Genomic DNA, 26,250 nt, shown 5'->3' with positions numbered 1-26,250 from the left:
CCATCGCATGCACGCATCCAACTCCCCCGACCATATCCTGCGTGCACGGCTGCCGCGCTGGCTGCTGCCGCGCCAGTGGCCCGCCCAGGGCAGCCAGCCCGCGCTGGCCGACGTGCACCTGGTGCAGGGCCGCATCGAATCCATCGCGCCACACCAAGCCGCGCAGCCTGCCCCCGCAGGTGCCACCTGGGACCTGGCCGGCGCCCTGGTGCTGCCCGGCCTGGTGGATGCGCACACCCACCTGGACAAGGCCTTTACGTTGCCCCGCATGGGCATGGTGAAACCCGGGCTGCTGGGCGCCATCGAGGCCATGATGGTGGACCGCCAGGGTTGGACCGAGGCCGACATACGCCAGCGTGCCAGCCGCGCCCTGCAATGGGCGTACGAGGCCGGCACGGTGCATGTGCGCACCCACTGCGACTGGTGGGAGCCCGATGCACAGCCGCTTGCCTGGAACGTGCTGCGCGCGCTGGCGCACGAGTGGACCGGCCGGCTGCTGCTGGAGCGCGTGGCCCTGATCCCCCTGCACCTGTACACCGAGCGTGCCACCGCCATGCGGCTGGCCGCCACCGTGGCCGACAGCGGCCCGGGCGCGCTGCTGGGCGGCTTCGTGCATTCCACCAACTGGGATGCGCAGGCCCTGCGCCACCTGTTCGAGGCCGCGCAGCACCATGGCCTGAACGTGGACCTGCATGTGGACGAAGAGCTGCACCCAGGCGCCCAGGGCCTGGCCACGACGGCCGCGCTGCTGCAGGAGCTGCGCTTCGAGGGCCACGTGGTCTGCGGCCACACCTGCGCGCTGGCCGCGCAGGACGAGGCCACCGCCCTGGCCACGCTGGATGCCGTGGCGCGCTGCCCCATCACCCTGGTCACCCTGCCCATCACCAACCTGCTGCTGCAGGACGCCACCACGGGCCGCACACCGCGCCAGCGCGGCATCACCCTCATCAAGGAGGCGCATGCGCGCGGCATACCGGTGCTGGTGGCCAGCGACAACATCCAGGACCCGTTCTGCCCCGTGGGCAGCCTGGACCCGCTGGAGGCCCTGGCCACCGGCGTGCTGGCGGCGCAGCTTGACGCGCCGTTCGACCGCTGGTCCGAAGCCCTGTGCCGCAGCGACTGGCTGCGCCGCGGGCCCGATGCGCTGCCGCTGCAGCCCGGCATGCCGGCCGACCTGATCGTCTTCCAGCAGGCCGATGGCTGGGGCTTTCCGTCGCGCACGCAGCAGCGCGTGGTGCTGCGCAATGGCCGCGTGGCCGGCGGGCACGCCAGCGCTGCCTGGCATGTGGCGGGCGCTACGCCTTCTCCTTCCCCCATCCCTGTACGGAGCCTTGCATGACCGCACCCGCCACCCCGGGCATCGCCCAGCCCCTGGCCCGCTACGCCGCGTGGCGCCGCGCGGGCGACATGGTGTTCCTGTCCGGGATCATCGCCGTGGACCCCGCCGCCAGCCGCATCGTGCGCGGCTATGCCGACATCCCCGACGAGGCGGCCACGCTGATCGGCCGCACGGGCGAGTTCAGCAGCGACATCAAGGAAGGGCCCATCCTGGCGCAGAGCTGGTATGTGCTGGACCGCATCCGCCAGACCATCGAGGCCGCGGGCGGCCAGATGTCCGACGTGTTCAAGCTGGTGCAGTACTTCAAGCACCTGGACCACTTTCCCCAGTACAGCCGCGTGCGCAAGCTGTTCTTCCCGGGCGAGCCGCCGGCCTCCACCGTGGTGGAGGTCACCGGCATGCTGCCCACGGCCGACATCCTGATCGAGGTCGAAGCAACCGCCTACCTCCCCTTGCGCTGACCTCTACATCCCCTTCACGAAAGACCCGCCCCATGCTGCACGGCTACACCCCGCCCCACCGCTACCTGCCCTACCTGAGCTGGACCGAGATCGCCGACCTGCCGGACAAGGAGAACACCGTCATCGTGCTGCCCACGGGCGCCACCGAGCAGCACGGCCCGCACCTGCCCTGCGCGGTGGACACGGTGATCAGCGCCGGCGTGGTGGGCCATGCCCTGGCGCGCCTGCCGGCCGAGGTGCCGGCCTTTGCCATGGCGCCCATCACCTACGGCAAGTCGGAGGAGCACCTGCATTTTCCCGGCACGGTCACCTTGAGCGGCGAGACCCTGCTGGCCACCATGAACGAGGTGGGTGAGTCGGTCTACCGCGCGGGCTTTCGCAAGCTGCTGTTCGTCAACGGCCACGGCGGCCAGCCGCAGGTGATGGAGATGTGCGCGCGCGAGCTGCGCCTGCGCCATGGCGACTTCATCGTGGTGCCCAGCTTCACCTGGCGCGTGCCGCACGTGGCGGGCAAGTACCTGTCGGAGCAGGAGAAGAAGCTGGCCATGCACGCCGGCCATGCCGAGACGGCGCTGATGCTGGCCCTGGCGCCCGACACCGTGCACATGGAACGCGCGGTGGTGAACTACCCGCCCGTGTTCGAGTCGCCCCTGCTGTCGCCCGACGGCCGCCCCGCCTGCGCCTGGAGCGCGCGCGACTTCGGGCCCAGCGGCATCATCGGCGACCCTCTGCCGGCCACGGCGGACCAGGGCCACGCCATCCTCGATTCGCTGGCCGTGAGCTGGGCCGCCGCCATCACCGAGCTGCACCAACTGCGCTGGGCCGCCCGCCCCGAAGCCACCTGGGGCCGCGCCAACCACACGGGGCATGTGGAGCACTCCACCGCCCTGGCTTGAAACCCGCGAACGCAGCCGCATCCCTCCCCCGTTTTCGTCCCTGTTCCCCTCCACCACCTACCGGAGCACTGCCATGATGAAGAAGACCGCCTCCCGCCTTTCCAAACTTGGTGCAGCCGCGCTGCTCGCTGTTGGTGCCGCCGGCACCATGCAGGCCCAGGCGCAGGAAAAGTTCACCTACATGACCAACTGGTACGCGCAGGCCGAGCACGGCGGCTTCTACCAGGCGGTGGCCACCGGCCTGTACAAGAAGTACGGCCTGGACGTGACCATCAAGATGGGTGGCCCGCAGGTCAACATCGTGCAGATGATGGCGGCCGGCCAGGCCGAGTGCGTGATGGGGTCGAGCGACCTGCAGATGATCCAGATGCGCGAAGGCGGCGTGCCCGTGACCACGGTGGCGGCCGTGTTCCAGAAAGACCCGCAGGTGCTGATCGCGCATGAGGACGTGAAGAAATTCGAGGACCTCAAGGGCAAGACCATCCTCATCGCCTCGTCGGCCCAGCGCGGCTACTGGCCGTGGCTCAAGGCCAAGTACGGCTTCAACGATGCGCAGACGCGGCCCTACACCTTCAACATCCAGCCCTTCGTGGCGGACAAGAACACCGCCCAGCAGGGCTACCTGACGTCGGAGCCGTTTGCCATCGCCAAGGCCGGTGTGAAGGCCAACACCCTGATGTTCAGCGACCAGGGTTACCCCGCCTACGCCACCACGGTGAGCTGCATGGACAAGACCGTCAAGGAGCGCGGCACCGCCGTCGCCTCGTTCGTGAAGGCCTCCATGGAAGGCTGGAAGAGCTACCTGGCCGACCCGGCCCCCGCCAATGCCCTGATCAAGAAGGACAACCCCAACATGACCGACGAGCAGCTGGCCTACAGCGTGGCCAAGCTCAAGGAGATGGGCATGGTGACGGGTGGCGATGCGGCCAGCATGGGCATCGGCGTGATGACCGATGCGCGCGCCAAGGCGAGCTACGACTTCCTGGTGGAGGCCAAGCTGATCGACCCTGCCAAGGTGAAGCTGGCCGATACGTACAGCACCGCCTTCGTCAAGGACCTCAAGGTTCTTCCGTAAGCCCGACCTGCCCTGAAACAGCGGCCCCGGCCCCGCGCGCAGCGGGGCGGGCCGCATCCATCGAAAGGCGACCCCATGCAGTCCGCTGAGCCCACCCCCGCCGCCCCGGCGACGACCCACCGCCCCACGCCCGCCGTGCAGGTACTGTCGGCCGAGAAGACCTACCCCAACGGCACGCAGGCCCTGCTGCCGGTGGACCTGACCATCGAAGAAGGCGAGTTCGTCACCCTGCTGGGCCCCTCGGGCTGCGGCAAGAGCACGCTGCTCAAGATGGTGGCCGGCCTGCTGGAGCCCACCGATGGCCGGCTTCAGCTGTGGCACAAGCCCGTGACCCAGCTCGACGAAAGCGGCAAGAAGATGGCCTTTGTCTTCCAGTCGCCCACGCTCATGCCCTGGGCCAGCGTGCAGACCAATGTGCGCCTGCCGCTGGACCTGGCCGGCGTGCCGCGCCAGGAGGCCGATGGCCGGGTGGCCGAGGCCCTGGCCCTGGTGGGCCTGTCGAAGTTTGCCAACGCGCTGCCGCGCGCCCTGTCGGGCGGCATGCAGATGCGCGTGTCCATTGCGCGCGGCCTGGTGACCCAGCCTGACCTGTTGCTGATGGACGAGCCCTTTGGCGCGCTCGACGAGATCACGCGCCACAAGCTTGACGCGGACCTGCTGGACCTGTGGCGCAAGAAAAAGCTCACCGTGATCTTCGTGACGCACTCGATCCACGAGGCGGTGTTCCTGTCGAGCCGCGTGGTGATGATGGCCGCGCGCCCCGGCCGCGTGGTGGAGGAGTTCCGCATCGACGCACCCTACCCGCGCACGGCGGACTTCATGGTCTCGCCCGAATTCAGCCGCTATGCCAAGCAGCTGCAGGACAGCCTGCTGCGCGCCAGCGCCGACACCGAGGAGACCACAGCATGAGCACCCCGTTTCCAGCCGCATCCGCTGCAGCGCCTGCCGAGCGCAGCACGCCCGCCCGCGCCCACGCCAAGCCTGCAGCAGCGCGCGTGCCGCTGATGGCCCAGCCGCGCGTGCAGCGCGTGGTCTATCCCGTTCTGGTGGGTCTGGTGCTCATTGCGCTGTGGCAGGGCCTGGTCACCGCCATGGAGCTGCCGCCCTACCTGGTGCCCTCGCCCCTGCTGATGCTCAAGACGCTGTTCACCGACTGGGCGGCCCTGGGCGGCTCGCTCTGGGTCACCGTCAAGATCACCGTGCTGGCCTTTGCCGTGGCCACAGTGGCGGGGGTGCTGATCTCGTTTCTGTTCGTGCAGAGCAAGCGCATCGAGACGGCGCTGTTCCCGTACGCCGTGCTGCTTCAGGTCACGCCCATCGTGGCAGTGGCGCCGCTGATCATCATCTGGGTGAAGGACCCGACCGCGTCGATGGTGATCTGCGCCGCGCTGGTGGCGCTGTTCCCCATCATCAGCAACACTACGCTGGGCCTGCGCAGCGTGGAGCCGGACCTGCAGAGCTACTTCAAGCTCAACCGCGCCACGCGCATGCAGACCCTGCTGCGCCTGCGCATACCGAGCGCGCTGCCCTACTTCTTTGGCGGGCTGCGCATATCGAGCGGGCTGGCGCTGATCGGCGCCGTGGTGGCCGAGTTCGTGGCCGGTACGGGCGGCCAGGGCGCGGGCCTGGCGTACCAGATTTTGCAGGCGGGCTTTCAGCTCAACATACCGCGCATGTTCGCTGCGCTGCTGCTGATATCGCTGACCGGCGTGGCGCTGTTCGCGCTGATGGCCTGGGGCACCCGCCTGGCCCTGGGCAGCTGGCACGCCAGCGAAAACTCGCACGACTGATCCGCAATTAGCACCACACTCATTTTCGACACCGCGCACGCGTGGTGGGGGCCGCGCTGTGCCTGCCACACACCACCCGCCGCACCGACAGGAGAGACAGACATGACCACCCTAACCGCCCACCAACTGCCCGAACAACTGCCTGGCCTGGACTGGATTGCCGACCCGCTGCGCGTGGGCCGCCTGTCGCAGGACTTTGCCTGGTTCAGCCCCGTGCTCAAGCGCGACCTGGCCGGCAAGCGCGGCGACGTGGCCGTGCGCCCGCGCACCGAGGACGAGATCCGCCAGGTGGTGGCCGCCTGTGCCAGCGCGCAGATCCCCCTGACCGTGCGCGGCAGCGGCACCGGCAACTACGGACAGAGCACGCCGCTGCATGGTGGGGTGATCCTGGACCTGTCGGGCTACAACGGTTTTGGCTGGGTGCGGGGCGGCGTGGGCCGGGCGCAGGCGGGCATCCGCCTGTCGGACTTCGACGCGCAGGCCAAGCCCCAGGGGCAGGAGCTGCGCTGGCTGCCCTCCACCTACCGCAGCGCCACGCTGGGCGGTTTGTTCGGCGGCGGCTTTGGCGGGGCCGGGTCGATCAACCACGGGCCGCTGGCGGCCCCTGGCAATGTGCTGGCCGTGCGCGCCATGACGGTGGAGCCCCAGCCCCAGGTCATCGAGCTGCGCGGCCCCGAGGCCATGTTGCTGCACCACACCTACGGCACCAACGGCATCGTGCTGGAGCTGGAGGTAGCGCTGACCCCCACCGTGGCGTGGACGGAATGCATCGTCACCTTCACCGAGTTCGACGCTGCGCTGGAGTTTGCCGACCGCTTTGGCGCCGCACCCGGGCTGGAGAAAAAAGAGGTGTGCTTTCTGGCCGCCCCCATCCCCGACTACTTCACCAGCCTGGCCGAGCACCTGCCCAAGGGTTGCCACGCGGTGATGCTGCTGGTGGCCCCGCACTCCGAAGACGGCATGCGCGACATGGCCGCGAAATATGGCGGCAGCGTGAGCTACCGCAAGACCGCCGACGAGGTGGAAAAGAGCCACAAGACCCTGCTCGAATACACCTGGAACCACACCACCCTGCACGCGCTGAAGGTGGACAAATCGCTTACCTACATCCAAAGCGGCTTCACCCCCGCCACGCGCATCGAGCAGGTCAAGGCACTGGAAAAGGCGCTGGGTGGCGAGGTGATGATGCACCTGGAGTTCCTGCGCACCAAGGAAGGCGCCTTCAACTGCAGCGGGCTGCAGCTGATCCGCTACAGCACCGAAGAGCGCCTGAACCAGATCATGCAGATCTACCGCGACCATGGCGTGCAGATCAATAACCCGCACGTGTACATCGTGGAAGACGGCAAGCAGAACAACCTTGACCCTGCGGTAGTGGGCATCAAGCAGCGCTTTGACCCGCAGGGCCTGCTCAACCCCGGCAAGCTGCGCAGCTGGGTGCCGCCGGTGGCCAAGGCTGCGTAGCACCCGCTGCACCGGCCGCAGGCAGGTGCGAGGGCATAATCAGCTATTCATTTAATAGCAGCTTCCATCCATGTCCTGGCACGCGCGCCTGCAGCTCGACTACACCGTTGAAGGCCCCACCCCCAACGCCACCCGCACCGTGGCGCGGTACGAGCACAACGGCCCGCTGCGCATCCTGCAAAGCCTGTACCCCGAGGGCGACGCCATCTGCCACAACGTGCTGGTGCACCCGCCCGGTGGCCTGGTGGGCGGCGACACGCTGGACATCGCCGCCACCGTGGGCCCGGGCGCGCACGGCCTGGTCACCACACCGGGCGCCACGCGCTTTTACCGATCCACCGGCCCGCTGGCGCTGCAGCGCAGCCACCTCACGCTGGCCGAAGGCGCGCGCCTGGAATGGCTGCCGCTGGAGGCGCTGTGCTACAGCGCCTGCAATGCCGAGAACCACCTCACCCTGAACCTGGCGCCTGGCGCCGAATGCATGGGCTGGGACGTGACCGCCCTGGGCCTGCCCCATGCCGAGCAGCCCTTTGTGCAGGGCCGCTTCGTGCAGCACCTCACCGTGCCCGGTCTGTGGCTGGAGCGCGGCGTGATCGACGCGGCCGACGAACGTTTGCTGCAAAGCCCCCTGGGCCTGGCCGGCCAGCGCTGCATGGCCAGCATGTTCTTTGCCGCCGGCAGCGCGCTGGAGCGCAACCGCCGCGATACCGCGCTGGACGTGGCCCGCGCTGTGGTGGACGCGCACCCCGCCGTGGCCGCCACCGCCGGCGTCACCAGCCCCAATGACCGCATGGTGGTGCTGCGCGTGCTGGCCCCGCAGGTGGAACCCGCGATGAAGCTGCTCAAGGCCGTGCGCGTGGCGTGGCGTGAGCAGATGTGGGCGCTCCAAGGCGAGGCGCCGCGGATCTGGGCGATGTAGTCAAACCCAACGCACCCCTACAGGAGACCTTCGCCATGCAAACCCCACACCGCAGCGCCGCCACGCGCTACTTCTCGGGCACCTACGCCGAAGCCCGCGCCAAGTTCCTCGACGCGGCAGCGCACAGCGGTGCCTCCATCGAATCCTTTGTGCTCCCGCAGCACCGCGGCGCGCTGGGTGAAGAGCTGGCGACCGACGTGGCGCTGGTCGGCGCCATCGGTGCGAAGAAGATCCTGCTCGTCACTTCGGGCACGCACGGGCCCGAAGGCTTCAGCGGATCGGGCACGCAGGTCGCCGCGCTGCACGATGCCGATCTGCTCGCGCGCCTCGAACAGGCCGGCGTGGCGCTGCTGCTGGTGCATGCGGTCAACCCGCACGGGTTCTCGCACCTGCACCGCACGAACGAAGACAACATCGACCTGAACCGCAACCACATCGACTTCAGCGCGCCGCTGCCGGTGAACACGGCCTACGCCGAAGTGGAGCCGCTGGTGCTGCCCGCCACGTGGCCGCCGACGCCCGCCGACGACGCGGCCGTGGCCGCCTACATTGCCCAGCACGGCATGGCCGCCTTTCGCAATGCCGTGTTCAAGGGCCAGTACACCTCGCCCGACGGTTTGTTCTACGGCGGCACCGCCCCGTCGTGGAGCAACCAGACCATCCGCGCCATCCTGCGCAAGTACGCGGCAGCGGCCACGCACCTGGGCTGGATCGACGTGCACACCGGCCTGGGCCCCTACGGCCACGGCGAGAAGATCTACCCCGGCCGCAATACGCCCGAGGACCTGGCGCTGGCCCAATCCTGGTGGGGCGCCGACGTGTTCTCGCCGTTCTCCGGCGACTCGGCCTCGGCCGATGTGTCGGGCCCGGTGGTATCGACCGCGTTCGACGAATGCCCCAACGCCCGCATCGCGCCCATGGGCCTGGAGTTCGGCACGGTGCCCGAGCCGGACATGCTGTACCGCCTGCGCGCGGACACCTGGCTGCGCCGCCACCCCGAGGCACCGGCGTCGCAGCAGCGCGAGATACGCACCCAGTTGCGCGACGCGTTCTACTGCGACAACGAGGAATGGAAAGGCATGGTGCTGGGGCAGACGCGGGTGGTGTTGTTGCAGACGTTGCAGGGGCTGCGCAAGGCCTGAGGGGCTGCGGGGCCACAACAAGCGCGCCGTGGTCGCCACCCCATCACCGCGAGTTCAGCGAGAAGTCTCTCCTGCCCCCTCCGACAGCTTCTCGCCCAGCAAATTCGCCGTATACCGCAGCCGATCAATATCTGCATCCTTCTGCACGCCCCGGCTGAAGCAGCACAGCGTGCCGTAGACCTGGCCATCTGCCAAGCGCACAGGGGTGCTCAGATGGGTGCCGATGTCGAACCCAGGGTCGGGCGCCTGGCCTGCCTTGACGAGGGGCACCGCGTTGTCGATCTTTTCTGGCAGGCGGCCTTCGACCACGTACTGGCACCAGCTTTCTTCGGCGGGGTCGGACATGCCCTCCACGACGGGCGCAAAGTCTGGCGAGCTGTCCACCGCCTTGAAGGTGCGGCGGCCATCTGCGATCTGGGAGACGAAAGCCACGTCCATGCCCAGACGCTTGCGCAGCAGCTTCAACACCGCCGGCACCACCTCGGGAAGTTCGTGGTCGGCAGAGTCGCTGGTGGCGACCAGCATTTCGGAAATGGTGACGTCCAGGTCGTCGGGGTGGTAGTCGAACATGTGCATACCCATCAGTCTAAACTGCGACTGGGCAGACTTTCGTAAGCGAACGTCTGTTGCGTATCGAATCACACGCGGCCCGATGATGGCCCTGCGCACCGGGAGAAAGCGGCTTGGTTGCCCGCCCACCGCTCCTCGTCCGCGAGCCTGCCCATACCGGGCAGGCCGTCATCACTGCGGCATCACGCCGTTGTCGCCACCGCCCCAGGCACCTTCAACAACCCATCGGCCTTGAACATGGCGCGGATGCCGCGCACGGCCTGGCGAATGCGTGCTTCGTTCTCGATGAGGGCGAAGCGCACGTACTCGTCGCCCTGGTCGCCGAAGCCGATGCCGGGCGAGACACAGACCTTGGCCTTGTCGAGCAGTTGGCGTGCAAATTCGAGCGAGCCCAGGGCGCGGTAGGGCTCGGGGATGCGGGCCCAGATGTACATGCTGGCCCGGGGGCAGTCCACGGCCCAACCGGCTTCTGTGAGGCCCTTGTAGAGCACGTCGCGGCGGCGCTGGTACTGGGCGGCGATGTCCTTCACGCACTGCTGGTCGCCCTCGAGCGCGGCGATGGCCGCGACCTGCAGGGGGGTGAAGGTGCCGTAGTCGTGATAGCTCTTGATGCGCGCGAGCGCGGCCACCAGGTCGGGGTTGCCGACCATGAAGCCCACGCGCCAGCCGGCCATGTTGTAGCTTTTGGACAGGGTGAAGAACTCCACCGCCACGTCCTTGGCGCCGGGCACTTCCATGATGCTGGGGGCGCGGTAGCCGTCGTAGACGATGTCGGCGTAGGCCAGGTCGTGCACCACCAGGATGTCGTGCTTCTTGGCAAGGGCGATCACGCGCTCGAAGAAAGACAGCTCCACGCACTGCGCCGTGGGGTTGCTGGGGAAGCCGAAGATCATCATCTTGGGCTTGGGGTAGCTGCCGCGGATGGCCTTTTCGAGCTCGGCAAAAAAGTCGACATCGGGCGCCACGGGCACACTGCGGATATCGGCCCCGGCGATGACGGCGCCGTAGATGTGGATGGGGTAGCTCGGGTCAGGCACGAGCACGGTGTCGCCCCGGTCCAATGTGGCCAGCATCAGGTGGGCCAGCCCTTCCTTGGAGCCGATGGTGACGATGGCCTCGGTGTCGGGGTCGATGTCCACCGCATAGCGGTCCTTGTACCAGTGGCTGATGGCGCGGCGCAGGCGCGGGATGCCTTTGCTGGCGGAGTAGCCGTGGGTGTCGGGCCGCTGGGCCACCTCGGTGAGCTTGGCCACGATGTGCGGCGGGGTCGCGCCATCGGGGTTGCCCATGCTCATGTCGATGATGTCCTCGCCACGGCGGCGGGCAGCCAGCTTGAGCTCGGCCGTGATGTTGAAGACGTAGGGGGGAAGGCGATCAATGCGCGCAAAGCGGCGCTTGCCTGGAGAAGCAGACATGCTGGTGAACTTTCACGTAAGCGCCCGGAACCGTCCGAGCGACGTGGCCAACAATGGGGTTGGCCCGTGTTCACTGTAACGCAGAACGCGGTGGCTATTGCCTGCCTTGCAGCGGTGTCGCACCGCCGCCACGTTCACGCTGTGGCGTGCCGGGTGTTCCGTTCGCTGGACAGGGACCACGCAAAGATGCCCACGCCGCAGATGCCCAGCACCACGCCGACCCAGCCGGTGGACGTCCAGCCCAGGCCGGCCGCGATGGAGACGCCGCCGAGCCAGGCACCCAGCGCATTGGCGGCGTTGAAGGCCGAGTGGTTGAGCGCGGCGGCCAGGGTCTGGGCGTCGCCCGCCACGTCCATCAGGCGGATCTGCAGCGCGGGGCCGATGGCGACCAGCGTGCCCAGGAAGAAGGTGGCCAGGGCCGCGCTGACGGGGTGGTGCGCGGCGGGCATGAAGAGCGCGAGCACTACGATGGACCACAGCAGCACCTTGCCGATGGTGGGCATGAGGGCCTTGTCGGCCATGCGCGAACCGACGATGTTGCCCGCCACCATGCCCAGGCCGAAGAGCGAGAGCACGAAGGGCATGAGCGCGGGGGGCATGCCGGCCACCTCCAGCAGCGTGGGCTTGATGTAGCTGAACACCGCGAACATGCCGCCAAAGCCGATGGCGCCGATGCCCAGGGTGAACCACACCTGCTTGCGCGCCAGGGCGCCCAGTTCGCGCAGCGGGCTGGCGCCGTGCGATGCCGGCATGTCGGGCACCCACAGGCGCACCATGACCACGGCGGCCACGGCGATGAGGCCCACGAAGACGAAGGCCGCGCGCCAGCCGAAGTACTCGCCCAGGGCGGCGGCAATCGGCACGCCCACCAGCGTGGCCGTGGTCAGCCCCAGCATGACCCAGCCCACGGCACGCGCGCGGCGCCCGGGCGGCGCCAGGGCTGCGGCCACGAGGGCGGCCACGCCGAAGTAAGTGCCGTGCGGCAAGCCGGTGAACAACCGCATGGCGCTGAGCGACAGGTAGCCCGGCGCCACCGCCGATGCGAAATTGCCCAGCGCATACACCACCATCAGCACCATGAGCAGCGCGCGCCGCCCCCAGTTGGCGCACAGCACGGCCAGCACCGGCGCGCCCACCACCACGCCCAGCGCATAGGCGCTGATGACGTGGCCGGCCTGCGGAATGCTGACGTTGATGTCGCGCGCCACCTCGGGCAGCAGGCCCATGATGACGAATTCGCCCGTGCCAATGGAAAAGCCGCCCACCCCGAGGGCCAGCACGGCACGCACCAGGGTGCGGTCGTCGGTGGGGGTGTGGGCGATGGGCGACGTGGAAGGCGACAGGGGCGCGGTCATGATGGCAGAAAAAGACAGCACTGCGCCGCACGCGATGGTGCAGCGCAGAGGGAACAGGGGCTGGAGAAGAAACGGAGTTACGGGGGTAAACCCGAATCCTGTAACCATAGCACGGCCCGGCAAAACGTGCTGGCGGCGGCTTGCCGGCCGGGCCTGCTACGCTGGGGTGTCTTCTTCACCCTAGCAAGGCCAGCGCATGACCCCACCGAGCATTGCAGACGAGCTTGCCAGCACCGTGCAGGTGCTGGCCTTCGACATCTTTGGCACCGTGGTGGACTGGCACGGCAGCATCGTGCGCGAGGTGCAGGCGCTGTACCCGGCCGTGGATGCCGATGCCTTCGCCCTGGCCTGGCGCGCCGGCTACCAGCCGGCCATGGCGCGGGTGATGCGCGGCGAGCTGGGCTGGACGCGCATCGACGAGCTGCACCGCAGCATCCTCGACGAGATCCTGCCGCGCTTCGGCCTGGCCCACCTCACCGAGGCCGAGCGCTGGCACCTGAACCGCGTGTGGCACCGGCTGGACCCCTGGCCCGACAGCGTGGCCGGGCTCACGCGGCTGAAGACCCGGTTCACCATCACCACGCTGTCCAACGGCAACATCGGCCTGCTCACCAACATGGCCAAGCGCGCCGGCCTGCCCTGGGATTGCATCCTGAGCGCCGAGGTCTTCAAGGCCTACAAGCCCCACCCAGACACCTACCTGGGCGTGGCACGCACTTTCGACCTGGAGCCCGCCCAGGTGGCGCTGGTAGCGGCCCACCACGACGACCTGGCGGCGGCACGCGGCTGCGGGCTGCGCACCATCTATGTGGAGCGGCCGCTGGAGTTTGGTGCAGCGCACCCCAAGGACATATCGGCGCAGGCCGGGAACGACCTGCACAGCACGCGGCTGACGGACCTGGCGACGCAGCTGGGGTGTTGAATGGAAAGGCTGGCAGACCCCACTTTGGAAGTGCAAGTGCCGGGTTGGGCCCGGCGCAGCTTCTGCCGGTGCCGTGTTGAGGCGATTGGAACCAGGCCTGCAGCAGCTTGAAGGCAACGCTCCGCAACAACCTGGACACCGCGACCGCAGTTACCCCCTCGGCTGCTCCAGCGCCTTGAGGACTGCAGCATCGGTGTCGTCCGCGTGCGCTGCATGCCGCTGGCGCACACGCTCCAGCACAGACCCTGTGGGTGTAAAGTCCCGGGTGTTGCGTGGCCAGTCGCCGTGGATGTAGAGGTCGCTGAAGTGCTCGTCCCGCGGAAGATCTGCCACCACCACGGCTTCGGCATGGGGCGATGCGCCGTGCTGCAGCAGCAGCGTGACCAGGGGCAGGCACAGCGATCGCATGTCGCTGCCGGGGCCGCACAGCAGGCACGCAATGGCGCCCAGCAGCGGGCCGCGGTAGCGCAGGCGCGGGTAGCGGACATCCTGTCCGTAGTCCCGGCCCAGCGCCATCAGGCACAGTGAAACCTGCACATTGGCGTCCAGCCCCTGCGCGAGCAGCCCACGCAACAGGTGCACGATGAGCCTGCCGTCGCGCTCGATGTCGAAGCGTTCGTCCTCCCCCGGCGCGACGATGGGGCCCAGCATCACCCGGTCCCGCGCACAGAACACCGGCGCCAGCACCCCGGCCTGGAAATCGACCGGGTCCATCCAGCAGCGGGCGGTGGCGCCGGCGTCCAGCAGGGCCGTGGCCAGGGTCAGGTCGCGGTTGCCGATGCAGGGCGTGCGCAGCAGCAGGCGCAGCAGGGAGCGCGAATCCCCATCCATGGGCGGCGTGTCCAGGTTCACGCCCGCGGCGGCCAGTTGGGGAATGGTCTCGGCATCGCGGTAACCCCAGTACATGCGCTGGATGCGGCGCGCGTCGGACATGCCGGGCGGTGCAACGGAGCGTGCGCCCCGGGCCGCCAGCGCGGCCAGCACCCCCGGGTCGTCCTTGAAGAACTCCACGCTGTTGAACAGCAGACTGCCGATCTCCTGCAGCGGCTGCCCGTCCTCTTGGGCGAACAGCAGCATGGCGTTCACGTCCACCCCCTCTTGCGCCACGAGCCACGCCAGCAGCGCAGGCACCTTGCCCAGGCCGCGCAGCACCGTCGCGTTCCACAGCGCGGCGGCGTCGGCAACGGGCGCACCGGCCGGTGCATTGGTTCCCTGCTTCGGCGCGCCCAGCAGTGCGCGCAGCATGGGCTCGGTCTTCTTGCTGTCGCGGTAGGCCACGGCGCGCACCACCTCGGGCGCCCACGGCAGGCAGCGGCCCAGGTCGGCCTTGGCGTCGAACAGCGCCTCCATCGACTTGCCCATGTCCGCGCGGGCCACGTGCACGAAGAGCGGTTTGCCGTCCACCACGGCATCGGGCGGTGCACCGGCCTTGACCTCCTTGGCCAGCGCCGCGTCCTTGCCCTCCAGCACCAGCTCGTACATCCGCTCCTCCTCGGACAGCGTGGGCGCGGGGAAAGACTTGGCCGACACGCGCTTGCCGCTGTGCAGGTACAGGGTGCGCGTCTCGCCCACCTGGCCATACCAGGTGCGCAGGCGGATGTGCTCGGCCCCTGCGGCATGCAGGGCCAGGATGTGCGACTTCTCCAGCTCGTCGCCCGCCGAGCTGTCGACGACGAAGCGCAGCGTCTGCCCGCGCAGGGAGGCGCTCATGACATAGGGCGACTCCCAGTCTTCAAAGCACTCCTGAAGGAGCTTTGGCCATTGTTCGGACTTCACACCGATGCAAGCCTGCAGCAGCTGGTGCAGATGGGTCAGGGCCGGCGTGTCGGTGCCAATGCAGGTAAAGGTCAGGGTGTTCGAAGACATTCAGTAAGCCATGGAGGGGATGGGCGAGGTACGACAAGGAACACCAGGCCGCGCCCCAGTGAGGCGGCAACCAACCGCCCGACAGGCCAACTGTGTCCCGTGGCCCATGATAGACAGCCTCCCCACGCGGCCGCTGGACATTCTGTCCAGCCGGTCCGATGCGGGCCTCACCCGCGGCTTCCTAATGCGGGTTTACCGCGCAGCCACCAACAGCTGCACGAACATGCGCACCTTTTCCAGGCATTCGGCACTGATGGAGGTGAACTCCACGCCGGCCAGCCACTGGCCACCCTCGGACTTGAGGGTGACGACGCGGGCGTAGACCTCGGTGGCGCGGTACTCGACCAGGCTCAGGTCGAATTCGAGCTTGACCTCGCTGTGCAGCTCGATCTTCTCGGCCACTTCGAGCAGCAGTCCGTGGTAGCCGATGTCGCGCACGGCGGTGTGCACGATCTGCGGCACGATGATCTTGTCCTGGATGCGCTGGCACAGGCAGGGCAGGCGCGTGTCCACGCGGTGGCTGCGGCGGAACTCCTGGCGTGGCACCTTGAGCTTGCGCGAGGGAATGGCCACCAGCTCGCGCAGGGCCACAGGCTGCTGGCGGCCCTTGACGTAGACCTGCATGGGGGCGGATGCCGACACCAGCCCCCAGCAGCGCTGGTAGGTGCCTTCGCTGATGAGCACCTGCCCGCGCAGGCTGAAGGCCTCGATGCGCGAGGCGAGGTTCACCTCTTCGCCGATGACGGTGTATTCGGAGTACACATTGGAGCCGAAGCGCCCGGCCATCACGGTGCCGGTGTTCACGCCGACGCCCAGGAAGACCTCGGGCAGGCGCTCGCGGATATGGGCCAGGTTCAGGTCGCGCATGACCATCTGCATCTCGATGGCGCACATGAGCGCGCGGTCCACGTCGTCTTCGCGCGCCACGGGGGCGCCGAAGAGCACCATGATGGAGTCGCCCATGAACTTGTCGATGGTGCCGCCGTGCTTGAAGACGACCTCGCTGAGCTTGGACAGGCAGCGGTTGAGCGCGGTGATGACCACGCTGGCCGGGTGCGCGCCCGACAGCGCAGTGAAGCCGCGCAGGTCGGCCAGCAAGATGGTGACCTCGCGCGGCGCGGCGATCACGTCGTCGTTCTGCGGCGCACCCTCAGGGCCATCGGCACCGCGCAGGATGGCGGCCATCTCGGCGGCGGCGGACTCGCCCAGAGGGGCACCGGTCTCGCGGGCGATCAATGCCTGCAGGCGGCGCAGGACGTCTTGGTTGAATTCTTTGTGCATGGGCAGCAGGCTAACGGATTCCACAGGCGGTGGCGGTGCGCACCCCTGGCCGCGCAAAGGGCACGGCAACCCGGTCCGGCCAGAATAGGCGCGCCCCCGGGGGCGGTCAAGCTAGGGCGTGCCCCCATCCATGGCAGCCTGCCCCAACCCCCTTTCAACCAGCCTGGGCTGCGGCCTGAAGCACCACTTGGTCGATCATTCCGAAAGGCCCCGGGCGGCCCTGCCCGTCCAGCGCGACCATGCGCACCCGCTCGCCAAAGCGCAGAAAGGGCGTGCGCGACGCCCCCTGGGCCAGGGTTTCGATCATGCGCCGCTCGGCGATGCAGCACGAGCCCATGGCCGCGTCGGCATTGGAGACCGTGCCCGAGCCGATGAGGGTGCCGGCCGACAACCGGCGCGTGCGCGCCGCATGGGCGATGAGTTCGCCAAAGTGAAAATGCATGGCCCCGCCATGCGGGTGGCCGCACCAGGCGTCGTTGCGGTGCCCCTGCATCTGCAGGTGCACCCGGCCGTCGCGCCAGGCAGGGCCCAGTTCGTCGGGCGTGACGGCAATGGGCGCAAAGGCCGTGGAGGGGCTTGGCCTGCAGAAAGCCGAAGCCGCTTTTCGCTTCGCGCGGGCCGAAGCTGCGCAGGCTCCAGTCCACTTCCTGTCGAACGCACCGACCTGTACCTGGTGGCCATGCGCGACAGCACACGCACGCAGACCCTGCCAGCGCCGCCGCGTGCGCTGGACGCGCAGGGCACCAGCTTCGCGCTGGGCGTGCGGCACCGCTTCTGAGGATCAGATGGCCAGGGCGCCCTTGGGGTCATCCACCCACTGGCGCTGCACACAGTGGAAGGCCGCACGCTCGGGGTCGTAGTCCCAGCGCGAGGCCCAGCGCTGCGCCTTGTCGGGGTCCTGGGGGTCGACTTCGTGGCTCAGGATGACGAGGCTGTTGGGGTAGCCGTGGCGCAGCCGGTGCGACACGGCCGTGCCGGCCTGGCTGACCCACAGGCCGGGCAGCGGCTGCAGCAGGCCGGCGGCATGGGCGTGGCCCGAGAGCAGCATCTGCGCGCCGGCGTCGCGCCAGCGCAGCAGGGCTTCTTCGGCGCGGGCAGGGCGGTGCTCCTTGTCGTGCGCGTTGCGGGCCGTGAGCGGGTGGTGGGCGACGACGATGCGCCAGGGCTCCTCGTAGGCTTGCGCCAGCTGCTTTTCGACACGGGCGATCTGCGCACTGGAGAGGCTGCCGCGCTCGTGCGTCCAGGGGCGGGTGGTGTTGACGCCCACGATGAAGAAGCGGCCGAGCTGGCGCACGGGCTCCAGGTCCTGCCCGAACTCGTGCTGGAAGCGCTGGTAGGCCCGGCCCCAGCGCAGCCACCAGGCGAACAGGGGCAGGTCGTGGTTGCCGGGCAGCACGACGGTGGCGCCAGCGTCGAGCCCGCGGATAAAGCTGGCGCCCTGCGCAAATTGCTCCGGCGTGGCGCGCTGCGTGACGTCGCCCGAGACCACCACCACCGACACCCCGAGCTGGCGCGCCAGTGCCTGCACCGCCCGGCAGACCACGGGTTCGTGGGCGCCGAAGTGCAGGTCGGACAGGTGCATCAGTACGGACATGGGTGGCGCTGCGGTGGGACGTGGAGCCGAGTGTGAAAGAGAAGCGAAAAACAGTCAGCCCAGCGCTGGCAAGGGGCTGATGGCCGGTGGGGCCGTGGGCTCGGGCGCCGGCACCTCTTGCGCAAGGGGGCTTGCAGCCACGTCGCCAGCCGCTGGTGCGGACGTGGGGTCGCGATCAAGCGTGGTGCGCGTGACCAGCCACAGCGGCTTGTCGTGCACGCGAAAGCGCAGCGGCGGCGCCATCCATTCGCGCTCGCCGTCGAAAGCCACTTTCACCTGCGCAGGGCGCCAGCTCGCGGGCGCCACGCTCATTTCAGCGCAGGCCATGCTGACCACGGCGGGATCGCGCGCCAACTGGCCGGTGGCCGCGTTCCACACGGTGCGCGCCACGGCCCAGCGGTCCTGGGGCTGCAGCAGGACGAGCCCCAGTTGCCCGCCATCGGCGACCGATTGGGCCTGCGCAAGCCCCATGCGATCCAGCTGCAGCGGGTTGTTGCCCACGAACAGCGTGGTGACCAGATGCTCTTCCTGCCGGGCCTGGGCGCCCTCGTGCGTGCGCAGGATCACGCGCCAGCGGCGTCCGCCCGCGGGCCGGAACATGCTCCACACGGCCGACAGGATGGCCACCATGCGCGAGCGCCCAAATCGTTTGGAGGCCTTTTCGCGCTCGGCCAGCAGGCGCGGGTACAGGCCCACGGCAGCGTTCACCACGAACATGCGCTCGTTGACGAAGCCGACCTGCACGGGCCGCATGTCGCCCAGCTCCATGGCGCGCAGCATGTCCTGCACGGCGACCTCGGGGTCGAGCGCCAGGCCGTGCTCGCGGCTGAAGTAGTTGAAGGTGCCCATCGGAATCACGCCCATGGGCACGCCGGCCTGGAGCGCAGCAGCGGCCACGGCGTTGATGGTGCCGTCGCCGCCTGCAGCCACGACCAGCCCGGCATCGGCCTGGGCGGCACGCACTGCGGTGACCGCCAGGTCGACGATGTCGCCACGCTGGTCCGGCACGTGCCACACCACGTCGTGTGCGTGCGCCGCGAAAGCGCCCTCGAGCTTGGCGCGCACCAGATCGAAGTCGGCGCCGGGGCGCTTGGGCACCACGAGGTGGATGCGCCCGTGGGGGTGGACGGCAGGGGGGCGTTCGGCGATGGTCATGGATGGGGGCGGACGGGCTGGGAGTGACAGTACAGGAAGGATGCCTGCGCCGCTACCGGCAATGGTGCCCGGACTGCGGTCCGGAGCCTGTCAGCCACGGCGCTGTGCGCTTGTCGGCGCCTCGTCCTACATTCACACCGGCCGCGAAGGGCTGTTGGGCACTGGGGTAAAAACGGCATCCTTGTCTGTTCCTGTCTTGTTCACCATGCCCTTGACACCGTACACGGCGAAAGCGCCGATTCCACGATGGCGATGATGATGGCGGATGCCCATGCCATCGGCACCCTGGTTGCAGCCCACCCGCTGGGCTGGTGGCTGCTGGGGCTGGCGCTGGCCAGCCTGGTGGGGCCTGCATCGCTGTGGGGCCTGCGCACGCTGCGCCGGCACGGCGGCCCCTGGTTGCACCGGGCCCTGCCCTCCTGGACGCCCACCGATGCACGCTGGGTGCTGCTGGCCGGCATGGCGGCAGCGGCCTGCGCCATGGTGCTGGCCGGAAGCGTGATTGCCGAACTGGCCGAGAGCGGCAGCGAACGCGGCGCCGACGACTGGGGCGCGCTGGACGACGCCATCGCAGCCGGCCTGCGCCTGCAGGCGCCCGCCGAGGTGCTGCGCTTTTTTGCCACCCTGACCCACCTGGGCGACACCGCCGTTCTCACCGCCTTGACCGCCGCGGTGGGTGCAGCGCTTTGGTGGCATGGCCACCGGCTGCTGGCCACGGGCTGGCTGGCGGCGATGGCGGGCAACGGGGTACTGACGCGCATCCTCAAGGCCATTTTCGAGCGCGCCCGACCCGAGCACCTGCACCACGGCGTGGCCCAGGCCGATGGCTACAGCTTTCCCAGCGGGCACAGCAGTGCCTCGATGGTGGCCTACACCCTGCTGGCCTACCTGGCCACGCGCCTGCTGCCGCCGCGCTGGCACATACCCTGCGCGGTGCTGGCGGGCATGCTGGTCTTCACCACCGGCTGGAGCCGCATGGTGCTGCAGGTGCACTACGCCAGCGACGTGCTCGCGGGCTGGCTGCTGGGCGGTACCTGGATGGTCTGCACGGTGCTGGTGATCGAGAGCGTGGCGCGCTGGCGCCGCGCGCTGCCAGCCGCTGCGCCCGTGCGCGGCTGAGCATGGCGGCCCGCCGGGGTCAGCGCGGGACCGGCAGCACCACCCGGGAAGGCCGGCTCACCCCCATGTGCACACTGTTGCGCGCCACCACGCGCGGCCCGGCACTCCCCTCCGGCGCGCCGGTATTGGGGTTCACATCGAAGCGGGGGAAATTGCTGCTGGAGATGTCCAGCCGGATGCGGTGCCCCCTGCGGAACAGGTTGGAGGTGGGCATGGGCTCGATGGTGATCTGCACCACCTCGCCGGGCTGCATCATGGCGGGCGACTCCCACGAACGCCGGTAGCGGCAGCGCAGGATGCCGTCGGTGAGGTTCATGGCATAGCCCTCGGGGTAGTCGGCGCTGGGCGGGTACAGGTCGATCAGCTTGGCGGTGAAATCCGTGTCGGGCGCGGTGGAAGACACCCAGAGTTCAATGGTGATGGGCCCGGAGACCTCCACATCTTCCTGCAGCACCGGTGTCTGAAAGACCAGCACGTCGGGCCGCTGCGCCAGCGGGCCGTAAGGCGCCTGGGCGCCAAAGGTCTGCGCGCTGGTGCGCTGGTCGTAGGCGCCGGCCACCATCAGGGGTTCGCCCGAGGTGATGGAACCGCCCAGCGTGGGCACCGGGCATGCGGGGTTGAAGTCAAAAGCCAGCGCTTCGTCACGCCCCGGCGCTTGGGACGACAGCGCGCCATCGGCCCCCAGGTACCAGGGAACGAAATCGGTGCCGGGCACGGGCCAGTGGCTGGCGCTGCGCCAGGATCCACCATGGTCCAGCCGGCCCTCGGGGGTGCGCCGCCCCGAGCCGCCGCCCATGCGGAAGTAGCGCACCCCCTCGTCCATGCCCGGCGGCAGGGGCGCCCCCTTGAGCCAGTGGTCGAACCACGCCAGTCGCATGGCCACGTAGTCGGGGGCCAGCGAGCCATCGAGCACGGCGGCCGGACCGAAGTCCACGTCGCCCGCATACGGCACGCTGCGCTCGCCATGCGTCCAGGGGCCAAGCACCATGCGCACATCCGTGTTGCCGCGCCCGGCCAGGCCCAGGTAGTTGTCGGTGGTGGTCTGCGCGTAGGGGTCCCACCAGCCACACATGAGCATCACGGCCACGCCGTCCAGCGCGCCGTAGTGGCCTGCGGCATACAGCTCGGGCTGGCGCCAGTAGTCGTCGAAGGTGCCGCGTTCCCACTGGCTGAAGAGATAGTCCTCGTACTCAGGCGCCCACTGCAGCGGCGAGTCGCCGCGCGACCAGGGCAGGCGCAGGAACCACTCGCCGATGTCGGCTTGCGCCAGTGCCTGGCGCGCGGCTTCACCGAGCTGGGTGCTGCCGCTGCAGGCGTTGCGCAGCGCCCAGACGGCCTGCTTGAGCTCGAACGCACCGCCGTGGCGTATGCCGCCGCGGTAGGCATTGGCAAAGCCCCCGCATTCGAGGAACATGGCCTTGAGCCCCGCGGGCCGCTGGCTGGCCAGCGCCGTCTGGGTATGGGCCGCGTACGACAGGCCGTAGGTGCCCACGGCGCCGTTGCACCAGGGCTGGGTCGTGATCCACTGCAGGGTGTCGGCACCGTCGTGCGCCTCGCCCAGGTACTTGGTGAACTGGCCTTCGGAGTCGAAGCGGCCGCGGCAGTCCTGCACCACCACGGCGTAGCCGGCCTGGGCAAAACGCGCGGCCACTTCGCCGCGGCGCATGGGCGACGGGTTGGCGGCGGTGCGCTCGCGCCGGGTCTCGGCGTCCTTGCCATAAGGCGTGCGCTCCAGCAGCACGGGCAATGGTCCCGCCATGTCGGCAGGCAGGTACAAATCGGTGGCGAGGTGTACGCCATCGCGCATGGGAACGCGGTGGGTGCGCCGGGTCACATTGCCATCGGCAACCACCATGGGATTCGTTGTCATCTTGCAATGGCCCCGGTCAGTCGAGCTTGAGGTTGCGTTCCTTGACCAGCCGGGCCCAGCGCGCCGTGTCGTCCTGGATGAAACGCGCCAGTTCCTGCGGCGTGGTGGGCGCCGGCTCTGCGCCCTGGGCCACGAGCAGCTCGCTCACCTGCGCATCGGCGAGTGCGGTGTTGAGCGCCTTGCTGACCTTGGTGACCGCCTCGGCCGGCGTGCCCGTGGGGGCAAACAGGGCATACCAGATGTCGTACTCGAAGCCCTTCACGCCGGCTTCTGCCATGGTGGGCACCTGGGGGAAGGCGCGCGAGCGCTTGGCGCTGGCCACCGCCAGGGGCACCAGCCGGCCGGCCTTGATGTGCGCGAACACGCTGGGCACGGCGTTCATGCCCAGCTGCACATGGCCGCCTACCAGCTCGTTCACGGCCGGGCCGCCGCCCTTGTAGGGGATCTGGACCATCTTGGTGCCCGTGGTCGCCTGGAACATCTCCATCGACAGGTGGCCTGGGCTGCCATTGCCGCTGGTGCTGTAGTTCAGCGTGCCCGGGCTCTTGCGCGCCAGGTCGACCAGCTCGCGCACGGTGCGGGTCTGCAGGCTGGGGTGCGTGGTGAGGATGGGCACGTTGATCACCACCCGCCCCACGGGCACGAAGTCGCGCGAGGGGTTGTAGGAGAGCTTGCTCGACAGCAGCGGTGCCGTGACCATGCCCGAGCCCGCGCCCATCAGCAGGGTGTAGCCATCGGCCGCCGAGGAAGTGACCGCCTGGAAGCCGTGCGCACCGGGCCGGTTGTCGATGACGACGGGCTGCCGCCATTGCTCCGACATCTTGCGCGCCACCACACGCATGGCCGCATCGGCAGCTGCCCCTGCCGGGAACGGGACCACGATGCGCACGGGCTTTTCAGGAAAATCGGCCGCCGCCACGGCCAGGGGGTGGCACAGGGCGAATGAGACGCTTATCAGCGCGAGGGCTTTCTGGATTCGGGACATGGGGGAACTCGGGGTCGATGGCAAAGAGGAATGGGGCTGGGGTTGCCGGGGTTCAGAAATCATGGCGCACTCCCGCGCCCACCACGCGCACGGCCACGTTGCTGCGGCTGGAATCGATGCCATCGCGGTCGAGGAAGGCCTGCAGCTCGGTGCGCTTGGACAAGGCATAGGTGTACGCGACCTGCTGGCGCCTGCGCAGCCCCAGGCGCGAGGCCTGCACGTCGCGCTGCATCAGGTTGACCACCAGGGCGTGCGGGCCCGTGGAGAAACGGCTGCCCACCAGCCAGTAGTCCACGTTGGCACGCACGGCGGCGGAGGCCGCCGCATACCGGTCGCGGCCCAGCAGCACATAGGGCTCGATGGCGCCGAAGTCGTAGCGCATGCCGACCTGCCATTTGCTCGCGAACTCGTTGGCCAGCAGGCCGCCGGGGCGTGTGTCCTTGCCGTAGCCGATGCCGGCGGACCATGGGCCGTCCACGTAGTTCAAGCCCAGGTCGAGCGACCTGGCGCCGTTCTCCTGCTCGGGCGTCTTGGCGTCGCCGCGCAGGTAGTAGCGCGCACGCAGGTTCACGCCGCCCCAGGTCGGGCTTTGGTAGCCCAGGGAGTTGGAGGTGCGGTTGCGCGCATTGAGGATGGAGGTGCCGATGGCCGTGGCCCCGGCGTCGTTGGCCGCGAACGAGGTGATGCGCGTGACCTGCGAGTACAGCGGCGAGCCCGTGGGGTTGGCCGAATCGAGCCGCCCCAGCGCCAGCGTGCCCATGCCGCCGCGCAGCGCCACATAGCTGTTGCGGAATGCGGGCGTGGTGGCTGCGCCCGAGTCGGCTTCGAGCCCCATCTCCAGGCCGAACAGCGCGGCCATGCCGTCGCCCAGGTCCTCCTTGCCGCGAAAGCCGAGGCGGGAGGCGTTGTCGCGCATCTCCATCACGGAGCCGGCGTTGCCGGTCTTGGCGTTGTTGACGGTGAGCCGCACCTGGCCGTAGACCTGCAGGTCTTGCGTTTGCGCTGCGGCGGGGGTGCCGGCAGACAGGAATGCCAGGCCGCTGGCAGCCAGCGCGGCGGGGGAAATAGGCCTCATGAATCTCGCTCCTAAAGCAGGGTGTGGGTTCAGACGCCACGAATTCTGTGGAGCGAGGCAGGTCCTCACAACGCTATGACAAAGCCGTATTACCCTATGCGGATTGCTGCGCGTTTGCACCTGCGCAGTGGCGATGCAAAGATGCACGCACTCGGCAATCCACACGGCTCATTCGCCCTCCATGAATTTCAAGCAGCTCGAGGCCTTTCACGCCATCATGCTCAGTGGCTCGACCACCGCGGCGGCCGAGCGCCTGGGCCTGTCGCAGCCCGCCGTCAGCCGGCTGCTGGCCCAGTTGGAGGATAGCCTGGCGCTGCGCCTGTTCGTGCGCGAGAAGGGGCGCCTGACGCCGACGGCCGAAGCCCAGGCGCTGCGCAACGACGCCCAGGGGCTGATGGACTCGGCCCAGTGCTTTCGCCGGCATGCCGAGCAACTGCGCCTGGGCGGGTTCCGGCGCCGGCTGCTCAAGGTGGCGGTGCCCAACACGCTGGCCACCACGCTGATGCCCACGCTGGCCCAGCGCTTCATGCAGGCGCACCCGGACGTGGTGGTGGAGGTGCTCTCGGGCTCGTACAGCGATGCGGAGCAGGCCCTGCTGGGCCGCGAAGCCGATATCGGCCTGGTGCGCCTGCCCATGGAGATGCAGGGGCTGAGCACCCGCGCCACGCTGGAATCCGAGGCCGTGTGCATCATGCCCAAGGGCCATGCGCTGGAGCAACTGGCCGAGGTGAGCCCCGACGACCTGATCGACTGCAGCCTGGTGCTGCTGGGCCGCCAGCGCCAGATACGCCACGAGATCGACATGGCCTTCCGCCAGAAACGCGTGCAGCCGCGCGTGGCGCTGGAGGTGCACTCGGTGAGCGAGGCCTGTGCCCATGTGGCCCGGGGCCTGGGCGTGTCCATCGTCAACGCGCTGCTGGCGCGGCATTGCCCGATGGACGGCATCACCTCGCGACCATTCAAGCCGCACATCGCCTACCAACTGGCCATCGCCACGCTGAGCCATGCGCCGGCCTCGCCCCTGCACGACACGTTCACGCAGTTGCTGGTGGAGGCGATGGTGCTGCCCGAGCTTGCAGGCGAGCGGCCCGCCAAGGCGGGTTGAACCGGCGCCCGATCAGATCGCGACCAGGTTGCGGATTCCTTTGGCTTCCATCTCGCTGCCAGGCCCCCGCGCAATGACTTCGCCACGCTCCATGACGAGGTACTGGTCGGCCAGTTCCTGCGCGAAGTCGTAGTACTGCTCGCACAGCAGGATGGCCATCTCGCCCTTGTCGGCCAGCATGCGGATGACGCGGCCGATGTCCTTGATGATGCTGGGCTGTATGCCCTCGGTGGGCTCGTCCAGGATCAACAGCCGCGGTCCGGGCGCGAGCGCCCGCGCAATGGCCAGCTGCTGCTGCTGCCCGCCCGAGAGGTCGCCCCCGCGGCGGCGCAGCATCTGCTTGAGCACGGGGAACAGCTCGTACAGGTGCGGCGGCACGGGGGTGGCACCGCTCTTGTAGGCCAGGCCCATGCGCAGGTTCTCTTCCACCGTGAGGCGGCCGAAGATCTCGCGGCCCTGGGGCACGAAGCCTATGCCGGCGCGGGCGCGGTCGTAGGGGGCGGTCTTGTCGATGGCCTTGCCATCGAACTGGATGGAGCCGCTCTTGATGGGGACCAGGCCCATGAGGCTTTTGAGCAGGGTGGTCTTGCCTACGCCGTTGCGGCCGAGGAGGACGGTGACCTTGCCGGGTTCGGCGGTGAGGCTCACGTCGCGCAGGATGTGGGAGCCGCCGTAGTACTGGTTGATGTTTTGGACGGTGAGCATGGTATTGGCCTGTGTTTGTACGGTGCTTGCTACGGGCGGGGCTTTATGGCTACGGCGTGCCTGGATTGAAGGCGGGAGCCGGGATGTGCGCCCGGCGGCGCAGTAACTTTCTCTTGGGCCGCCAAGAGAAAGTCACCAAAGAGAAGG

23 protein-coding genes and 1 pseudogene are annotated in these 26,250 nt (G+C 68.9%); 12 read left to right on the top strand and 12 right to left on the bottom strand.

What is annotated here, in order from left to right; translation table 11 throughout:
- Nucleotides 1-7: 7 nt before the first annotated feature.
- From AC07X5_RS29160 to AC07X5_RS29120, 9 genes are all read left to right on the top strand, one after another.
- The gene (locus tag AC07X5_RS29160; RefSeq protein WP_494772978.1) at nt 8-1,339 is read left to right on the top strand and encodes an amidohydrolase family protein; all 1,332 of its coding nucleotides are present in this window, start codon (nt 8-10) and stop codon (nt 1,337-1,339) included.
- Nucleotides 1,336-1,800: a RidA family protein gene (locus tag AC07X5_RS29155; protein WP_494772977.1), complete on the top strand. Its 465-nt coding sequence runs from the start codon at nt 1,336-1,338 to the stop codon at nt 1,798-1,800. Before AC07X5_RS29160 ends, AC07X5_RS29155 begins: the two co-directional genes overlap by 4 nt.
- A 32-nt stretch (nt 1,801-1,832) precedes the next feature.
- Nucleotides 1,833-2,696, top strand: coding sequence for a creatininase family protein (locus AC07X5_RS29150; protein ID WP_494772976.1), 864 nt, complete (start codon nt 1,833-1,835; stop codon nt 2,694-2,696).
- 76 nt (nt 2,697-2,772) lie between these two features.
- Nucleotides 2,773-3,771, top strand: coding sequence for an ABC transporter substrate-binding protein (locus AC07X5_RS29145; protein ID WP_494773004.1), 999 nt, complete (start codon nt 2,773-2,775; stop codon nt 3,769-3,771).
- A 75-nt stretch (nt 3,772-3,846) separates the two neighbouring features.
- Nucleotides 3,847-4,680 (top strand): ABC transporter ATP-binding protein, encoded by an 834-nt coding sequence (locus AC07X5_RS29140; protein WP_494772975.1) that lies wholly within the window; start codon nt 3,847-3,849, stop codon nt 4,678-4,680.
- Nucleotides 4,677-5,561, top strand: a complete 885-nt coding sequence (locus AC07X5_RS29135) for an ABC transporter permease (protein WP_494772974.1) — start codon at nt 4,677-4,679, stop codon at nt 5,559-5,561. Before AC07X5_RS29140 ends, AC07X5_RS29135 begins: the two co-directional genes overlap by 4 nt.
- A 102-nt stretch (nt 5,562-5,663) precedes the next feature.
- The gene (locus tag AC07X5_RS29130; RefSeq protein WP_494772973.1) at nt 5,664-7,025 is read left to right on the top strand and encodes an FAD-binding oxidoreductase; all 1,362 of its coding nucleotides are present in this window, start codon (nt 5,664-5,666) and stop codon (nt 7,023-7,025) included.
- Nucleotides 7,026-7,095: 70 nt separating this feature from the next.
- A complete protein-coding gene (locus tag AC07X5_RS29125) occupies nt 7,096-7,944 on the top strand; it encodes an urease accessory protein UreD (protein WP_409961528.1) in 849 nt (282 codons plus the stop codon).
- Nucleotides 7,945-7,979: 35 nt separating this feature from the next.
- Nucleotides 7,980-9,086: a M14 family metallopeptidase gene (locus AC07X5_RS29120; RefSeq protein ID WP_494772972.1), complete on the top strand. Its 1,107-nt coding sequence runs from the start codon at nt 7,980-7,982 to the stop codon at nt 9,084-9,086.
- A 54-nt stretch (nt 9,087-9,140) separates the two neighbouring features.
- Here the strand turns inward: AC07X5_RS29120 and AC07X5_RS29115 are convergent, their stop codons facing one another.
- The 3 genes from AC07X5_RS29115 to AC07X5_RS29105 form a co-directional block, all read right to left on the bottom strand.
- Nucleotides 9,141-9,656 (bottom strand): GAF domain-containing protein, encoded by a 516-nt coding sequence (locus AC07X5_RS29115; protein ID WP_494772971.1) that lies wholly within the window; start codon nt 9,654-9,656, stop codon nt 9,141-9,143.
- Between the two features lie 182 nt (nt 9,657-9,838).
- Nucleotides 9,839-11,071: an alanine transaminase gene (gene alaC, locus AC07X5_RS29110; RefSeq protein WP_494772970.1), complete on the bottom strand. Its 1,233-nt coding sequence runs from the start codon at nt 11,069-11,071 to the stop codon at nt 9,839-9,841.
- Nucleotides 11,072-11,205: 134 nt separating this feature from the next.
- Nucleotides 11,206-12,426, bottom strand: coding sequence for an MFS transporter (locus AC07X5_RS29105; RefSeq protein ID WP_494772969.1), 1,221 nt, complete (start codon nt 12,424-12,426; stop codon nt 11,206-11,208).
- Between the two features lie 196 nt (nt 12,427-12,622).
- Between AC07X5_RS29105 and AC07X5_RS29100 the strand changes: the two genes are divergently transcribed.
- Nucleotides 12,623-13,348, top strand: coding sequence for a haloacid dehalogenase type II (locus AC07X5_RS29100; RefSeq protein WP_494772968.1), 726 nt, complete (start codon nt 12,623-12,625; stop codon nt 13,346-13,348).
- A gap of 150 nt (nt 13,349-13,498) precedes the next feature.
- Here the strand turns inward: AC07X5_RS29100 and AC07X5_RS29095 are convergent, their stop codons facing one another.
- From AC07X5_RS29095 to AC07X5_RS29075, 5 genes and pseudogenes are all read right to left on the bottom strand, one after another.
- Nucleotides 13,499-15,214: a hypothetical protein gene (locus AC07X5_RS29095; RefSeq protein ID WP_494772967.1), complete on the bottom strand. Its 1,716-nt coding sequence runs from the start codon at nt 15,212-15,214 to the stop codon at nt 13,499-13,501.
- A gap of 192 nt (nt 15,215-15,406) precedes the next feature.
- Entirely contained in the window at nt 15,407-16,495 is a 1,089-nt protein-coding gene (locus AC07X5_RS29090; protein ID WP_494772966.1) for an adenylate/guanylate cyclase domain-containing protein, read from the bottom strand.
- A 154-nt stretch (nt 16,496-16,649) separates the two neighbouring features.
- Nucleotides 16,650-17,157, bottom strand: a pseudogene (locus AC07X5_RS29085) (fumarylacetoacetate hydrolase family protein); the annotation flags it as partial.
- 119 nt (nt 17,158-17,276) lie between these two features.
- Nucleotides 17,277-18,089 carry a metallophosphoesterase family protein gene (locus AC07X5_RS29080; protein ID WP_494772965.1) on the bottom strand — a complete coding sequence of 271 codons (813 nt, stop codon included), beginning with the start codon at nt 18,087-18,089 and terminating at the stop codon, nt 17,277-17,279.
- 54 nt (nt 18,090-18,143) lie between these two features.
- On the bottom strand, nt 18,144-19,244 hold the full coding sequence (locus AC07X5_RS29075; RefSeq protein ID WP_494772964.1) for a diacylglycerol/lipid kinase family protein: 1,101 nt from the start codon (nt 19,242-19,244) through the stop codon (nt 18,144-18,146).
- A 246-nt stretch (nt 19,245-19,490) separates the two neighbouring features.
- On the opposite strand from AC07X5_RS29075, the gene AC07X5_RS29070 reads away from it, so the two are divergent.
- Nucleotides 19,491-20,363, top strand: coding sequence for a phosphatase PAP2 family protein (locus tag AC07X5_RS29070; RefSeq protein ID WP_494772963.1), 873 nt, complete (start codon nt 19,491-19,493; stop codon nt 20,361-20,363).
- A gap of 19 nt (nt 20,364-20,382) precedes the next feature.
- Here the strand turns inward: AC07X5_RS29070 and AC07X5_RS29065 are convergent, their stop codons facing one another.
- From AC07X5_RS29065 to AC07X5_RS29055, 3 genes are read right to left on the bottom strand one after another with little or no spacing between them, the layout of a single operon-like run.
- On the bottom strand, nt 20,383-22,233 hold the full coding sequence (locus AC07X5_RS29065; protein WP_494772962.1) for a CocE/NonD family hydrolase: 1,851 nt from the start codon (nt 22,231-22,233) through the stop codon (nt 20,383-20,385).
- A gap of 16 nt (nt 22,234-22,249) precedes the next feature.
- The gene (locus AC07X5_RS29060) at nt 22,250-23,218 is read right to left on the bottom strand and encodes a Bug family tripartite tricarboxylate transporter substrate binding protein (protein WP_494772961.1); all 969 of its coding nucleotides are present in this window, start codon (nt 23,216-23,218) and stop codon (nt 22,250-22,252) included.
- Between the two features lie 52 nt (nt 23,219-23,270).
- Nucleotides 23,271-24,293, bottom strand: a complete 1,023-nt coding sequence (locus tag AC07X5_RS29055; protein ID WP_494772960.1) for a porin — start codon at nt 24,291-24,293, stop codon at nt 23,271-23,273.
- 181 nt (nt 24,294-24,474) lie between these two features.
- Here AC07X5_RS29055 and AC07X5_RS29050 point away from each other — a divergent pair, with 181 nt between their 5' ends.
- Nucleotides 24,475-25,398, top strand: a complete 924-nt coding sequence (locus AC07X5_RS29050; protein ID WP_494772959.1) for a LysR family transcriptional regulator — start codon at nt 24,475-24,477, stop codon at nt 25,396-25,398.
- Between the two features lie 12 nt (nt 25,399-25,410).
- Here AC07X5_RS29050 and urtE read toward each other — a convergent pair whose 3' ends face one another.
- Nucleotides 25,411-26,103 carry an urea ABC transporter ATP-binding subunit UrtE gene (gene urtE / locus AC07X5_RS29045; RefSeq protein WP_494772958.1) on the bottom strand — a complete coding sequence of 231 codons (693 nt, stop codon included), beginning with the start codon at nt 26,101-26,103 and terminating at the stop codon, nt 25,411-25,413.
- Between the last annotated feature and the right edge of the window lie 147 nt (nt 26,104-26,250).

This window comes from Acidovorax sp. GW458-11-26-14-TSB4 (genome assembly GCF_059423865.1).
This window is presented reverse-complemented; position numbering and strand designations above follow the sequence as displayed.